The sequence below is a fragment of the Fibrobacter sp. UWT3 genome, from assembly GCF_900230125.1.
Taxonomy (GTDB): Bacteria; Fibrobacterota; Fibrobacteria; order Fibrobacterales; family Fibrobacteraceae; genus Fibrobacter.
In genome coordinates, this window is sequence record NZ_OCSS01000002.1 from 120757 (window position 1) to 135788 (window position 15032).

Sequence of the window (15032 nt, forward strand, 5' to 3'; positions counted from 1 at the left end):
TTACTTGAGCTTCAGGTTCCAGAGGACCTTCGTGCCAGAAGCGATCCACGGCAGCTGGGCCGGGGCGTAGGCGTTTTCTGCAGAGGGCCAGTTGGTCCAGACCTTGTCGCTGAACTCGTAGTACTGTTCCGGGAGGTAAGCGAGCGGAATCGCCGGCTGGTCTTCCATGAAGATCTTGTTGAGTTCGCGGTAGGCTTCAGCCTTCTTGGCTTCGTCGGTCATGAGCGGGATTTCGGCGAGGAGCTTGTCCACTTCGGGGCGGAATTCCTTGGTGCCCGGCTGGTTGTAACGGCCGATGTTGGTGCCGGCCCAGTCGCCGAGCTTCTGCCAGTCGCGGCTAGACATGACTTCGTTGAAGCGGCTCCACGGGAGAGACGGAGACACGTCGGCAGTCGGCTTGTGCATGATGAGGTCGAAGTTGCCGGTGCCCATGGCAGGCCAGTACTGACCGCCATCCACGAAGCCTTCACGAACGTCGATACCGGCCTTGCGCATGCCTTCGACAGCGATGTTCACGATGGATTCCCAGTCGGTCCAGCCGGCCGGAGAGGTAATGAAGAGGGTCGGGATCTTTTCGCCCTTGGCGTTTTCCATGTGGTCGAGAGAACCGTCATCCTTGAACACAGACTTGTAGCCGGCTTCGGAGAGCATGGCCTTCACGGTGTTGAGACGTTCGGCCTCGTCAACAATGTCGAGCTTCACGCCGACCTTCTGGTCTTCGGCGTTGATGTACTTGCCTTCGAGGTTCGTCGGCATGATGAGGCCCGGCTGCAGCTGAGAGGTGTAACCGGAAAGGGCGAACTGACGGATAGCGTTGTAGTCGATGGCCGTAGCGAGGGCACGACGGAAGCGCTTGTCGTTGAGGGGTTCCTTCATGGTGTTGATCATGAGCATCGGCATAGCGCCCGGAGTGAAGAACGGAGCGTCGTTCAACCAGGTGTGCACGCCGGCGCTCTTGAGGTCGCCGATACGCGGAATGAAGGACATGGAAGCATCGAGTTCACCCTTGCGGAGAGCGATGGTGTTGTGCTCGTTGCTCTTGTAAATCGGGTGGACGATGAACTTCGGAGCCGGGAGCTTGCCCTCGTGGAGAGCGGCGTTGCCCCAGTAGTCGTCACGACGTTCGAGAATAATCTTGTTCGCGGAGTAGTCCTTGATGGTGTACGGGCCAGAAACGACCGGGTTCTTGTCCATCATGAGCTTCTTCACTTCGTCGAGACCCTTTTCGGCAACGAGCGGTTCAAACACGTGAGCCGGCACGATGCGGATGGCCTGGAGGAGGTCCATCACAGAAAGCGGGTTGTTGCGCTTGTCCTTGGCAACGATGAAGGAAATGCGTTCAGCAACGGGAGCGTCCGCCGCTGCCGGTTCGGCCTTGAGGGTATCCACATGGATTGCGGAAATCTGTTCGGTGGTGTTGATGGAACCGTTCGTGAAGATGAACTTCACGTCGTTGGAGTTCACCTGCTTGCCGTCGCTCCACTTGGCGGCGGGGTTCAGGTCAATCACGATGCTGTCGTTGTTGGAAAGTTCGGGAACCAGCGTGCCAAGAAGGGCTTCGACCTGACCGTTCAGGGTGTTGTAGGTGACGAGCGGTTCGTACACCAGGTTGAAGCGGCCACCCACCGGCCATGCAGCCATCCAGCTTTCCGCGAGCGGGTTGAACGTAGCGGGGGCACCCCACTGCTGGCCAGACAAGTAAAGCGTCTGCTGACGGGGCAGGGCGCCTTCGGCGGCCTGCTGCTCGCTGCTGCTATCACACCCGAAAAGGGCACCTGCTGCCGAAACAACGGCCACAGTCTTGACAATCGATTTAATTCCGATCATGTGTATCCTCTTATTGTAAGCCTATTTACGACTTTTGATGAAATTCGGATTCTAATATAGATTTAAACGTTTTGTTTGTTGCCTCCCCGACCTAAAAATTACGTTTACAAGGCGACACAGAGGCCGGTCCAGGGCACAAGTAAGAACCACCGCACAGGCTATCCACAATTCTTTAACAACACAAATGTTTACAGGAATTTACAAAGTAGAGAAAAGGCCGCTTTCTTGCCACAAGAACATCCGGTAGGCCGTAAACCCGCTACAGGTTTTTCGACAAAAGATTTCAAACAAAGTAAACGCGCGATTTTCACCCGCGAACGCATTACATACAAAAGAAGCGTCCCTTGATAGGGACGCCTCTTTCAGTAATTCTAATGGTTTAAGAAATTACTTGGCCTTCTTGCAGCCGCACTTCTTGGCGGGAGCAGCCTTGCAAGCCTTGCGCGGGTCACCGGCGTACACGGCAGCCTTGCCGAGTTCTTCTTCGATGCGGAGGAGGCGGTTGTACTTGCAAACGCGGTCCGTACGGGAGAGAGAACCAGTCTTGATCTGGCCAGCGGCGGTACCGACGGCGAGGTCAGCAATGAAGGTGTCTTCGGTTTCGCCAGAGCGGTGAGAAACGATCGGAGCATAGCCTTCGTTCTGAGCGCGCTTGATGGCGGCGAGAGTTTCGGACACAGAACCCACCTGGTTCACCTTGATGAGGATAGCGTTGGCGATGCCGGCCTTGATGCCTTCGTCGAAGATGGTCGGGTTGGTAACGAACAGGTCGTCACCCACGAGGTTGATCTTGCCACCGAGCTTGTCGGTCATGACCTTCCAGCCAGCCCAGTCAGCTTCGTCGAGACCGTCTTCAATGGAGAAGATGGAGTACTTGTCGATGAGCTTTTCGTAGAGCTTCACCATGTCGGCAGACTTGACAGTCTTCTTGGTGCTCTTCTTGAAGGTGTAGGTTTCCGGCTTGCCAGCCTTGGTGTTCTTGTCGCAGAATTCAGAAGAAGCAACGTCAAGAGCGATCTTGATGTCAGTGCCGAACTTGTAACCGGCATTGGTGGTTGCAGCCTTGAGGGCGTCGAGAGCCTTTTCGAGGGTCATCACGCCAGTGATTTCGTAACCGAACTTGTTCTTAGCCGGCTTGATACTCACGCCAGGAGCGAAGCCACCTTCGTCACCAACGGTGGTGTCGAAGCCGGCCTTCTTCAGCACAGCCTTGAGGGCGTGGAAGATTTCGGTGACCATCTGGAGGCCCTTGGAGAAAGTCTTTGCGCCAACCGGAGCGATCATGAATTCCTGGAAGTCGATCGGAGCGGAGGAGTGAGCACCGCCGTTGATCACGTTGCACATCGGGCACGGGAGCGTGAGCTTCTTGGTGCCATGGAGCTTGGCGATGTACTGGTAGAGAGGCATCTTGGCGTCGTTAGCAGCGGCGCAGCAAACAGCCATGGAAACGCCGAGGATAGCGTTTGCACCGAGCTTGTTCTTGAGCATGCGGTTGCCGTCGAGAGCGATCATGGCGTCGTCGACTTCGGTCTGCTTGGCCGGGTCCATGCCGATGATCTTCTTGGCGATCTTGGTGTTCACGTTCTTCACAGCAGTGAGCGTGCCCTTGCCGCAGTAGGTCTTCTTGTCGCCGTCGCGGAGTTCGCAAGCTTCGCGTTCGCCGGTAGAAGCACCGCTCGGGACAGCAGCGTGACCCTTCACGCCGTTTTCGAGGGTAACATCAACTTCGAGAGAGGGATTGCCGCGAGAGTCGAGGATCTGGCGGGCAACAACGGATTTGATTTTAGAAGCCATTTTTTAGCCTTTTGGTTTAGTGTGAAAAATTTTGCGGTGTAAAATATAGAAATTAGACGAAAGACGAAAGACGAAAGACGAGAGAAAAGGGGGTAAAAAGGGATGGGTTTTGCCATCAATTATCAGAGGCACACTCCTCCTCCGAAAGTATTTCCATAACCCGTTTGTCGTTTTCGTCCCATTCACAACCATTGTCACAACTGCCAACCCTTTGACACCTATCTGCCGTTACATCTTCATGGCTAAGCCAGTGGTTTCGCTCCACTTCAGGGCAATCCCCCACTATCCTAATGCTAAAAGGCAATACCCTCTTTATGTACTCCGAATTGCAAGTCAGGCTAGCCTCCCAACTACCATGGACAACACCCTCAGCAGGCACATCCTGGAGCCTATCCAAAACAATAATTTCCGGAATACCAATATTCACATCTGCATCTACAGGAACATCCCCGTCGCAAGAAAGTTCCTCGACAAACGGCCCTTTTGAAACCTTTCCATTTTTTCCCAAATCCAGCGTAAAAGTCTTTTCGCTCCGGAAGCCTCCATGGCATATATTCCCCGACTTTCCTTCATAAAAAGTCTGGGGTTCGATATAATCCACATTTTCCACCAACCGCAATTCTAGCGTATCCCCGCGAAGAACGCAATACTCGGCCACAGGAGGGAGCGTATCGCAGAAACCGACAATCTTCGCCTTGAATTTTGCCTCCAGATTAGGGCCACCTTGTAAACTCGCGCTCCAAAGCCCATCAAACTCTTTCCCGAAATAAGTGACAAGAGAATCCTTGGCATCGACCATAGGGAACCTTTTCAACGCCCACGCGTAAATATCATTTTTAAGGAATAGTCTCCGCTCCGGCAGCGGAACCTGTATATCCCTAGCCGAACCTGTAGAGGTACAAATGCCTCCACCTCCGCCACCAATCAATGGACACAATTCGCCCTCTACGCACTTAGTTGGCGGACTTACTCTAAAATGATAATCCCAACGGATACAACGTTCGTGAATCACCTTTGGAATATCCCAAGAAGAATCCCAAGGAATTTCGATATTCTTGACAAGATGAAGGTTGTATGTATTTTTTCCGGTGACAACTGCGCAAAATTCCGCCACATTGGACTCCGACTCGACCCTCTCCGAAGAGCACCCGCAAAGGAGCATCGCCATCAATAGAACCGGCAGCCAACACAATTTCAAAATTTTCATACAGCAATCCCTAATTACCAAACAAACTAGAAAAAAGAGGGTGTTCCTATTTGGAGAATCTTATTCGGACAATGTGAATTTGCGGCAGTATCGGGGAACTCCAGGATATTCTAAAACACTAGATACACTTTGGTATAAACATCCGTTTTAGAAAATAGCCCGTGCAGGCTGCACAATCTATCTTTAAGGCGTATGGGAACATTTTGCGGACGGAAGCCCGCCGGAGGCATTTATGAACAAGTTCCTATTCTCGATGATTCTCGCACCCGTAGCGGCAATGGCATTCCAGGTCGGCGCATGGGTCGGCGGCCCCGGGCAATACCCGCAGCCCACACAGCAGAACGTGCAGGCGTTCCAGGATTTGCAGGGCACACACCTCGACCTCATCAGCTACTTCGCACTCTTCGACATCAACGACTGGAACGCGACCGCGCAGTACGCGAACGTCGCGAAGAACAACGGCTCCACGCTGGTGGTGACCTGGATGGCGAACGGCTACAACGCGCAGGAACTTGTGAACGGCAAGGCCGACAACTACATCCGTGAATATGCAAAGGGCGTCAAGGGTTTCGGCGACGAAATCTGGCTCAGGCCGCTCCACGAAGCGAACGGAGACTGGTATGACTGGGGGGTAGGAAAATCGGGCGCCGGCAATACCGACGCGAACGTCGCCGAGGCGTTCCGCCACATCGTGAAAATCTTCAAGGAAGAAGGCGTCACGAACGTCAAGTGGGTATGGACCACCAACGCCTCGAACCAGGGCAGCGGCACCACGCTCACGGGCAACTACCCCGGCGACGACTACGTGGACTACATCTCCATCGACGGCTACAACTGGGGCAAATGCCAGAGCTGGTCCAGCTGGCAGACGTTCTCGCAGGTTTTCAAGAAGGCGTACAACGCGCTTGCGAACATCGACAAGCCGCTCTTCATCGCCGAAATCTCGAGTTCCGAACTGGGCGGAAACAAAGCCGAATGGATTACCGACATGTTCGAGCACTTCGCCACGGACTTCTCGCGCGTATTCGCGGTGATGTGGTTCAGCCAGAGCAAAGAAGCGAACGAGGGCGACTGGGCACTCAACACTTCGCAGGCCGCCGTTGACGCATGGAAGGCGGGCATCGCGAAGATGAAGGCGATGGCGCCCGAATCTTCGAGCAGCGAAGCGGTTATCGAATCGTCGAGTTCGGTCAGTTCCAGCAGCACCACCGCCATACGCACCGGCGGGATTACAGACAAGTTCTCGTTCCGGCAGCAGGGAGGCAAGTTGCTTTTGCAGATTGACCGCGCCATAACCGCGAGCGTCGTGCAATTCGACCATCAGGGGCGCATCCTGTGGCAGAGCACCGTGCGGCACTTTACCCCGGGCGAGCACGCGCTGGACGTTCCCGAGGCAGGCACGCGCAGCATCTACAGGCTAAACGTACTGCGATAAGGGAATCACTTCCTCACGAACCGCAACCCCGCCCAGACGGTGTGGAGGTTGAACATGCTGTATTCCTTTTCCGATTCGACCGGATTTTCAAACGCGGCGGTCAAGGCGACACCCATGTTCCACCTTTCGTTAAAGGCCCACGTGTGACCGACATCGAAGACGATGCTCTGGGTCAACGTTGAAATTTCCATAGCACCGTGATTACGGTCCCTTACGGCGTTCTTTTCCTCGTCTACCTGGGTTTCGATAATGGAGAAGCCGAACGACGCGCCTGCATGGAATCCCGTCAGGGGCGATTCCTTTTTAGCAAAGGGGTAGAACGTAAAGCCGCCTCCAAGGAACAGCCTCGTTGAAAGGGAATGGAGTTCACTGTAACGAATATACTCCTCATGCTCGACCCAATGATTGTGGAATGCATAGCCGTCATCGTCGCCAGTGTATTCCACGGGCTCCCCCACCACATAGCAGTCAAAATTATGGAACCCTTCGGTGTAAGTCCCCTGAATGACGCCAAATACGGCCAGCTTTTCCCAACCATAACCTACCTTCAGGTCAAGCACGGGGCCATAGCCCACGTACTCCACCTTGTCGCGTGGCGCATATTCCCCGCTGGGCCCCGTATCCTCGCAACCCTCAATGCCGAGGCATTCCCCCACATGGTCATAGGCCTGCTGCAACCTGCGGGGGCGTTCCTGCTCAACATAGTCCGCCTTGGCAATGCCCAAGGAGCCCTCCAGATAAAGCCCTTCGGCCGAAGCGCCCGCCGCAACAACACAAGCCGCCAAGATGCAATTCTTAAAAACGTTTCCCATAAATCCTCCTAATGCAATACAAGTAAAGTAAATCTACAAAAAAACAGATCAAATGCCACGACAACTGTATTTTAGTCTGTACGCTGGCCCCAAAGCCCCAATTTCATCGCAAACAAAGTAATTTTATACAGACCAAACGGGCCCGCAAAGGCATTTTAGTCTGTATCGGGCGCGCCAACAAGGAACTTTCCGCAGGCTTAATGCAAAAATGCGCCCTATTCCTTGTTCCGGATGCAGCGCACGTAGCGGTACGCCTTTTTCCATGCCGGGAGCTGCAGGTCAAATATATCGAAGTTGTACAGGTCAAAACCGAAACGGTAGGCGTGATTCACGCTCTCCTCGGTAGACGACCAGAACCCGACAGTGCTATCGGAGAACGACTCCACCGTCGGGTCGTAGATGCCCGACACAAGAATGCGGAATCCGGAAAGGTCAGACCCTATGGTGATATCGTCACGCTTGCTGTCTTCGGGTTTCGCCATCAGGCTTATATACACGGGTTCGCTTCCATTGTGCTTGTCGACGTAGGCCTCCAGCGTCAGCCAGTCCTTCTGGGTCGGGACAGTCCAGCCTTCCGGGCATATCCCCGGCGACAGCGGGAAGTTCCCCTTGCACATCCAGCCCGGGCCACATTCATTCTCGGCGCGGCCCATCGCCTGGGCATACGTGTACAGGCGCCCGAACTTTTCGCAATTGGCAAGACTGTCCCTGATGCACGCGGACCCGGGAACATCGTAGTCCAGGTTCTCCCCCATCCAGGTCTGCGTCCCGATTGTCACCGTGCAATACGTGTGACCGTCGCGGGCATCCACCAGCGACCCGCATTCACGCTCATACGTGAGGGTGGAATCGCCTGCATCCACGGAACTGGAGGAACTTTCGGGCCGTTCCGCAGGAGCGCTGGAACTGCTGGAAAACTGCGGTTTTGATTCGGAAGATGCGACGCTGCTCGAGGAAACGCCCGACTTTTCGCCAGAAGAGGACTGAACCTTCTCGCTGGAAGAGGATCGCTCGACGCCGCTCGACAAATCTCGCGCAGAACATGACGAGGAAAGCGACGAGCTTGATGAAGAACGCCCGGAACCCGAAGTGTCCGAAAGCGCCTCGCTTGAAGAAGACGCATCGTCCGCGTAGGGATTGTCCAGGACGGCGGTCGTGGAGCCGTCATCGCCGCAGGCAAGCAAGAACGCACTGCAGGCAAAACAAAAGATTACAAATAAACTCTTTTTCATACCACCCAATATAACAAATTAGAATTTGATCGTGACATCCAGTCGCCGCGTATTCCTCGTTACGGCTATGTGTATTACGCTATAGCTCGTAAACCCGACAAAACCCGCAAGCGTTATCCAGCCCACGTCCTTCCAGTCGTACGGCTTGTCCATCGCATACGCAATCGGGAATTCGGCAATCATCGCCGCCAGAGCCGTGAAGGCCCCACCCATAATGCCGCCATACAATCCCCAAAGCAAATCCATTTTCTCGTCCTTATACATGTGGATCGACTTCACAGAATTTATCTGGTCCCCCAGTTGCATGTTTATCCAGCCCCTCCACTGGTCTCTAGACAAGTCCCTAGGCATCCCATCCTTGACGTAGGTGTCCCCGACATCGCTCGCCATTATAGGCTTATCGCCAGCATCAAGGAACTCGATGCGACATTCCGGGTCGGAATCGGCCGATGACCAGCATCTATAAAAGTCGACGACGGTCTCTATAGGGTATCTCGCAACCCCTTCCGCATTCCAATACCACAACAGGGACGCCCTAGAAGACGTGTCCATATTCAGGAACGCTTCACGCGACGCATTGAAGACGTACTTGCGGATTTCAACTTCCTTGCCGTCGATGACTGCCGTATCAAGGACAGGTTCCGGCCTGCGGGTAGCCAATTCGGGATTGTGTCCGAACTGCCCCTCGACAAGGTTTGTGTCCGGCATAATCTCGGCTGCCGCCGGCAAGGCCAGCAACAAGGCGCAAATGACTATGTATAAACTAAATCTCAATGCTCTTTCCCTTTAGGTAACACCCTAAATGTAATTCATTTTTCCTGGGAAAGAACACCCCCCGCCCAACCCGCCGACAACAGGAAAAAACACGGGGATAAAGTGCTTATACAAACCGTTTAAAAACTAAATAACAAGCTGTTGTGTGAGCCAAAAGCGACTCGTATCAACGAGCCGCGATGGCGAGAGCGAGTGAGAAACAGGAAGTTCTCTATCTGAAATGACGAACGAGCGGTCGCTTTAGGAAACCCGCAGGGACTAACAGTCACAAGGGTTTCCTCCCGGTATAAACATTCCTGCTCGTGAAAAAGCAACAAACTATTTTCTGCCGGAGCACTCTCTTGTGTTTCTTTGCGTAGATGAGGACCTTGCAAAGCGAACACTGGAACGAAGTGATTGTGTGAGCGTGCAAGGCCGTCATCGGAGCAAACATTATAAAAACCATAGATCCTATCGCCCTATCGCTACGCTCCAGGGCTCCAGGATGACAATACAGAAAAGGCTCGCTTTGTAAGCGAGCCTCTCTCTAGGATAATTCTGTGCTAAGGCAAGAATTAGAAACGGAAGTGGGCGAAAGCCTTGTTGGCTTCGGCCATCTTATGCGTATCGTTCTTCTTGCGGACAGCGTTGCCTTCACCGTTCTTGGCGGCAACGAGTTCGGCAGCAAGGCGGTCGGCCATGTTGGGTTCGTTGCGGTTACGGGCGGCATCGAGGAGCCAGCGGAGGGCGAGAGCCTTGGCGCGGTCCGGAGCGACTTCCATAGGAACCTGGTAGTTCGCACCACCGACGCGGCGGGACTTGACTTCGACGCGCGGCTTGATGTTTTCGAGGCAGAGTTCGAACTTCTCGAGAGCGGTTTCCTTGCCTTCGAGCTTCTTGTCGAGTTCATCGAGGGCGGTGTAAACGATCTGTTCGGCAATGGTCTTCTTGCCCTGCTTGAGCACGACACCGACGAGTTCGGTCACGAGAGTGGACTTGAAACGCGGATCCGGGAGGATGGAGCGATGGAGAGCCTTTCTTCTTCTAGACATATTCTACTTCCTTACTTCTTTGCCGGAGCGGCGCCTTTCTTCTTAACACCATACTTGGAACGACCGTTCTGGCGACCGTTAACGGCCTGGGTATCCAGGGCGCCACGGATGATGTGGTAACGAACACCCGGAACATCCTTCACACGGCCACCGCGGATGAGCACGATGGAGTGTTCCTGGAGGTTGTGTCCTTCGCCGGGGATGTAAGCCGTAACTTCCATCTTGTTGGAAAGACGCACACGGGCAATCTTACGAAGAGCAGAGTTCGGCTTCTTCGGAGTGCTGGTGTAGACACGGGTGCAAACGCCACGCTTCTGCGGGCAGGACTTCAAGGCCACGGAAGCGGTCTTGTTGCTGATCTGTTCACGTCCGTTGCGGACGAGCTGTTGAATAGTAGGCACTATTAATCTCCTAGATTTTGGAGTGCAAATATAGTTTTTTTTCCAAAGTTTTCAAGTACATGGCCAAAATTAGTCCACATCTTCTTCGTCAGAGGATCCCATATCGAAATCCTGCATCTGGATTCCGGTATCGGAGGAACTGTATTCGGCCTGTACATTCTGCAAACGCCGGCGTTCTTCCATTTCGGCATCGGCATCGGTCACCTGGACGTTCCTCAGGTGGCGGGCACCAGTACCGCACGGAATGAGACGGCCCATGATCACGTTCTCCTTGAGGCCCAGGAGCGGGTCAACCTGCCCTTCGATAGAAGCGCGGGTAAGGATCTTGGTGGTTTCCTGGAACGAGCAGGCAGAGATGAAGCTGTCTGTCGCGAGGGAAGCCTTCGTGATACCCAGGAGCATCGGCGTGTAATCTGCAGGCTGCTTGCCCAGCGCACGCAAACGGTCGTTTTCGGCGCGGAGACGAGCCTTGGAAATTTCCTCGCCCGGAAGCAGGTCGGAATCACCGGAAGCGGTAATGCGGACCTTGCGCATCATCTGGCGGACGATACATTCGATGTGCTTATCTGCGATAGCCACACCCTGCAGACGGTAAACCGCCTGGATTTCGTTCACCAAGTGACGCTGCACTTCTTCAGGACCGAGGATATCGAGGATGTCGTGCGGATCGGCGCTACCTTCGCTAATCTTCTGGCCAGCGCGGACGCGGTCACCCTCGTTAACAGCCAAGTGGACACCGCGGGGAACCAGCACTTTCCTTTCCTCGGTATCGCTCTTGATGATAACTTCCTGGTTGTTGCGAACTTCGTTACCCATAGAGACGAGACCGTCCATCGGGGCAAGAACCGCAGTGTTCTTCGGCTTGCGAGCTTCGAAGAGTTCGGCCACGCGCGGAAGACCACCGGTAATGTCGCGGGTCTTACCTGCGGCACGCGGGAGTTTCGCAACCGTAGAACCGACAGCCACCATGTCGCCGTCCTTAACCGTAAGGATGGCGCCATCCGGAAGCATGGAGTTACCGACCTTGTTGCCGGAAGCGTCGAGGACGGTGATAGCCGGACGGAGCTGCTTTGCGCTGCCACCGTGCTTTTCGCTAATCACGACCCACGTTTCGACGTCGGTGTTCTCGTCGCGTTCTACGCGGAATGTCTTGTTTTCAACGAGGTCGACAAGCTTCACCTTACCGGCCACGTTGGTGATGATCGGGCTGTTGTACGGATCCCATTCGAACATCACCTGGTCCTTCTTGACCTGGGCGTTGTTCTCGACGAACATGATTGCGCCATACGGGATCTGGTAACGACCCTTGTTAATACCTGTTGTGTCGTAAATGACGAGTTCCGCCATACGGCTCGTAACGACCTTCTGGCCCTCGTGTTCGACAGTAACGAGCTGTTCGAGTTCCACGCGGCCGTCCACGATAGCCTTCTTGTTGTTCTCGACAGTCAAGCGAGAAGAAGCACCACCAATGTGGAAGGTACGGAGGGTAAGCTGCGTACCCGGTTCACCGATGGACTGGGCAGCAAGCACGCCGACAGCTTCGCCGAGGTCGACGGGGCGACCGGACGCCAGCATACGGCCGTAGCACTTGGAGCACACGCCGGTGCGGGAATCGCAAGTGAGCACGGAACGCATCTTGATGTGTTCGAGACCGGTTGCGGAAATCTTCGGGAGGTCACGTTCGGTGACGAGTTCGCCAGCCTTCACGATCACTTCGCCCGTAACCGGGTGCTTGATATCTTCGACGGGGGCGCGACCGAGCAAGCGTTCTTCCAGCGGGATCACGGTATCGTCGCCGTCCTTGAAGGCGGAAACTTCGATGCCGTTGGTGGTACCGCAGTCAGCTTCGGTCACGACGAGGTCCTGGCCCACGTCCACGAGACGACGGGTAAGGTAACCAGCATCAGCCGTCTTAAGGGCGGTATCGGCAAGACCCTTACGGGCACCGTGAGACGAGATGAAGTATTCCATCACGTTAAGGCCTTCACGGAAGCAGGACTTAATCGGGTTCTCGATAACTTCCTGACCGCCGAGCTGCTTGATAGGCTTCTGCATCAGGCCGCGCATACCGGACAGCTGCATAATCTGCTGGCGGCTACCACGAGCGCCAGAGTCAGCCATCATGTACACCGGGTTGAAGCCGTCGCGGTCGTGGGAAAGCAAATCCCACTGCTTGGCAGCAACGTCGCTAGTGGTCTTGGACCACACGTCAATAATCTGGTTGTAACGTTCACCGTCGGTAATCACGCCGTCTTCGTAGAGGCTGCGGATTTCGTTCACCTTCTGGGTGGCGGCATCGAGCATGGCCTGCTTCTCTTCCGGAATCACCATTTCGGCGATAGCCACGGAGGAACCGGCGCGGGTTGCCCACTTGTAACCGTTGGCCTTGAGGTTGTCGAGGTATTCGACAGTCACGCGGTTGCCGGTACGGCGGTACAGGTCGTCGATGGACTTCGCGATGACCTTCTTGCCGAAGGTTTCGTTCGCGTAGCCCAGTTCGTTCGGAACGAACTCGTTGAAGATGATGCGACCGACAGTCGTCTTGATAACGTTCGGTTCCTTGAGGGTAAGGAACTTGACCTTTTCGCCGGCCTTGACGTTTTCCTCGATATTGCCGTTGTCGTCAGCGATTTCGCGGACGCACACGCAATCCTTCTCGAGGGCGCCCATGTAGATCTTGCGGCCCGCGGGGAGCTTCAGGTACACGGTAGCGTTCAGGTCGACAACCTCGTTCTCGTAGGCGCGGATGGCTTCGGCAGCATCGAAGAAATGCATGCCTTCGCCCTTGCGGCCCGGACGCGGCTTGGTCAGGTAGTAGAGCCCAAGCACGATGTCCTGGCCCGGCACGGCAATCGGCTGGCCGGAAGCGGGGTGCAGGATGTTGTTCGAGGACAGCATGAGCACGCGGCATTCGAGCTGGGTTTCGAAAGAAAGCGGGAGGTGCACGGCCATCTGGTCACCGTCGAAGTCCGCGTTGAATGCGGTACAGACGAGCGGGTGGAGGCGGATGGCGTTACCTTCGATAAGCTTCGGGTAGAACGCCTGGATACCCAAGCGGTGAAGCGTCGGGGCGCGGTTCAGCATCACCGGGTGGTCCTCGATAATCTCTTCGAGGATGTCCCACACTTCGGGGCGTTCGGCGTCCACGTACTTCTTAGCGGACTTGAGCGTGTAGACGATGCCGTCTTCTTCCAAACGTTGGATGATGAACGGCTTGTAAAGTTCAAGGGCCATGCGCTTCGGGAGACCGCACTGGTGCATCTGGAGTTCCGGGCCCACCACAATGACGGAACGGCCGGAGTAGTCCACACGCTTACCGAGGAGGTTCATACGGAAGCGACCCTGCTTGCCCTTCAGGAGCTCAGCGAGGCTCTTCATCGGGCGTGCGCCACCTGCACGGGCACTGCGGCGACCGCTGTCGAACAGCTGGTCCACGGCCTCTTGCAGCATGCGCTTTTCGTTGCAGAGAATAACGTTAGGGGCACGGATGTCAATCAACTTCTTCAAGCGGTTGTTGCGGTTGATGACACGGCGGTAGAGTTCGTTCAGGTCGGAGGTCGCAAAGCGGCCGCCTTCGAGCGGAACGAGCGGACGCAGGTCCGGCGGAATCACCGGAAGCACGTCGAGAATCATCCAGGAAGGCTGATTCGCGAGAAGGCGAGCCTCGTTCGGGTAATCCCTGCGGAAAGCCTCGTAGGCTTCGGCCAGAACGAAGTCCGGATTCTTGGCTTCGTAATCGGCCTTGAAATCAGCAACGGCTTCAGCGAGGCCCTTGAGCCAAGCCTTACCCGTATCGCGATCAGAAGCAGCCTTCGGGTTGTTGTAGTAGTTGCGGAAACTTTCCATCTGGGACTTGCGGAAGGCATCGACCACCTTGAGGTGCTTGATGGCTTCGTCCACCTTGGTCCTGGAGTTGCTGCGAGCCTGGTCGCGGAGCTTCTTGGAAAGTTCGGTAAGGTCGAGACGGTCGAGCAACAGCTTGATGGCGGAAGCACCCATGCGGGCGTCGAACTTACGGCCTTCGGCGACGAGGTCCTGGTAAGTCGTTTCGTCGATGAGCTGGTTCTCTTCGAGTTCGGCGTCGCCCTTGTCGATAACGACATAGCGTTCGTAGTAGATAACCTGTTCGAGGTCCTTGGTGTTGAGGCCGAGGAGGGCGCCAATCACGCACGGCTGGTTACGGACGAACCAGGTGTGTGCGAGAGGAATGGCGAGTTCGATGTGGCCCATGCGTTCACGACGGACGCGGGAGTGAGTCACTTCGACGCCGCAGCGGTCGCAGATCACGCCCTTGTAGCGGGCGCGCTTGAACTTACCGCAGTTGCATTCCCAGTTCTTGACAGGTCCGAAGATCTTTTCGCAGAAAAGACCATCGCGTTCCGGCTTGTACGTACGATAGTTGATCGTTTCCGGCTTCGTGACTTCGCCGAAAGACCAGTAACGGATAAGATCCGGTGCGGCGAGATGAATCGAAATATCGCCAGCGTTGTCTTGTACTTCCATCATTTCTTCGGACATA

The 15032-nt window shown here is 55.2% G+C and carries 10 protein-coding genes; 1 reads left to right on the forward strand and 9 read right to left on the reverse strand.

Features of this window, described 5'->3' with window-relative positions:
• From CRO08_RS08145 to CRO08_RS08155, 3 genes are all read right to left on the reverse strand, one after another.
• On the reverse strand, window positions 1-1827 hold the full coding sequence (locus CRO08_RS08145) for an ABC transporter substrate-binding protein (RefSeq protein ID WP_097035847.1): 1827 nt from the start codon (window positions 1825-1827) through the stop codon (window positions 1-3).
• 387 nt (window positions 1828-2214) lie between these two features.
• Window positions 2215-3621 (reverse strand): phosphopyruvate hydratase, encoded by a 1407-nt coding sequence (gene eno / locus CRO08_RS08150; protein WP_097035848.1) that lies wholly within the window; start codon window positions 3619-3621, stop codon window positions 2215-2217.
• A 115-nt stretch (window positions 3622-3736) separates the two neighbouring features.
• On the reverse strand, window positions 3737-4828 hold the full coding sequence (locus tag CRO08_RS08155; protein WP_097035849.1) for a hypothetical protein: 1092 nt from the start codon (window positions 4826-4828) through the stop codon (window positions 3737-3739).
• 232 nt (window positions 4829-5060) lie between these two features.
• Here CRO08_RS08155 and CRO08_RS08160 point away from each other — a divergent pair, with 232 nt between their 5' ends.
• On the forward strand, window positions 5061-6263 hold the full coding sequence (locus CRO08_RS08160) for a glycoside hydrolase family 26 protein (RefSeq protein ID WP_097035850.1): 1203 nt from the start codon (window positions 5061-5063) through the stop codon (window positions 6261-6263).
• 5 nt (window positions 6264-6268) lie between these two features.
• Here the strand turns inward: CRO08_RS08160 and CRO08_RS08165 are convergent, their stop codons facing one another.
• From CRO08_RS08165 to rpoC, 6 genes are all read right to left on the reverse strand, one after another.
• Complete coding sequence (locus CRO08_RS08165; protein ID WP_097035851.1) at window positions 6269-7075, reverse strand: hypothetical protein; 807 nt, start codon at window positions 7073-7075, stop codon at window positions 6269-6271.
• A 215-nt stretch (window positions 7076-7290) separates the two neighbouring features.
• Window positions 7291-8307 carry an FISUMP domain-containing protein gene (locus CRO08_RS08170; RefSeq protein WP_097035852.1) on the reverse strand — a complete coding sequence of 339 codons (1017 nt, stop codon included), beginning with the start codon at window positions 8305-8307 and terminating at the stop codon, window positions 7291-7293.
• A gap of 18 nt (window positions 8308-8325) precedes the next feature.
• A complete protein-coding gene (locus CRO08_RS08175) occupies window positions 8326-9081 on the reverse strand; it encodes a hypothetical protein (protein WP_097035853.1) in 756 nt (251 codons plus the stop codon).
• A gap of 554 nt (window positions 9082-9635) precedes the next feature.
• On the reverse strand, window positions 9636-10112 hold the full coding sequence (gene rpsG, locus CRO08_RS08180) for a 30S ribosomal protein S7 (protein ID WP_073115195.1): 477 nt from the start codon (window positions 10110-10112) through the stop codon (window positions 9636-9638).
• A gap of 11 nt (window positions 10113-10123) precedes the next feature.
• Window positions 10124-10513 (reverse strand): 30S ribosomal protein S12, encoded by a 390-nt coding sequence (gene rpsL, locus CRO08_RS08185; protein WP_072809591.1) that lies wholly within the window; start codon window positions 10511-10513, stop codon window positions 10124-10126.
• A gap of 69 nt (window positions 10514-10582) precedes the next feature.
• The gene (gene rpoC, locus CRO08_RS08190; protein WP_097035854.1) at window positions 10583-15031 is read right to left on the reverse strand and encodes a DNA-directed RNA polymerase subunit beta'; all 4449 of its coding nucleotides are present in this window, start codon (window positions 15029-15031) and stop codon (window positions 10583-10585) included.
• Between the last annotated feature and the right edge of the window lies 1 nt (window position 15032).

Excerpts from the sequence above, each read along its gene's own strand:
- rpoC (WP_097035854.1), bottom strand. The coding sequence starts at position 15,031 with ATGTCCGAAGAAATGATGGAAGTACAAGACAACGCTGGCGATATTTCG.
- CRO08_RS08155 (WP_097035849.1), bottom strand. The coding sequence starts at position 4,828 with ATGAAAATTTTGAAATTGTGTTGGCTGCCGGTTCTATTGATGGCGATG.
- rpsG (WP_073115195.1), bottom strand. The coding sequence starts at position 10,112 with ATGTCTAGAAGAAGAAAGGCTCTCCATCGCTCCATCCTCCCGGATCCG.
- CRO08_RS08160 (WP_097035850.1), top strand. The coding sequence starts at position 5,061 with ATGAACAAGTTCCTATTCTCGATGATTCTCGCACCCGTAGCGGCAATG.
- eno (WP_097035848.1), bottom strand. The coding sequence starts at position 3,621 with ATGGCTTCTAAAATCAAATCCGTTGTTGCCCGCCAGATCCTCGACTCT.
- CRO08_RS08170 (WP_097035852.1), bottom strand. The coding sequence starts at position 8,307 with ATGAAAAAGAGTTTATTTGTAATCTTTTGTTTTGCCTGCAGTGCGTTC.
- CRO08_RS08145 (WP_097035847.1), bottom strand. The coding sequence starts at position 1,827 with ATGATCGGAATTAAATCGATTGTCAAGACTGTGGCCGTTGTTTCGGCA.
- CRO08_RS08165 (WP_097035851.1), bottom strand. The coding sequence starts at position 7,075 with ATGGGAAACGTTTTTAAGAATTGCATCTTGGCGGCTTGTGTTGTTGCG.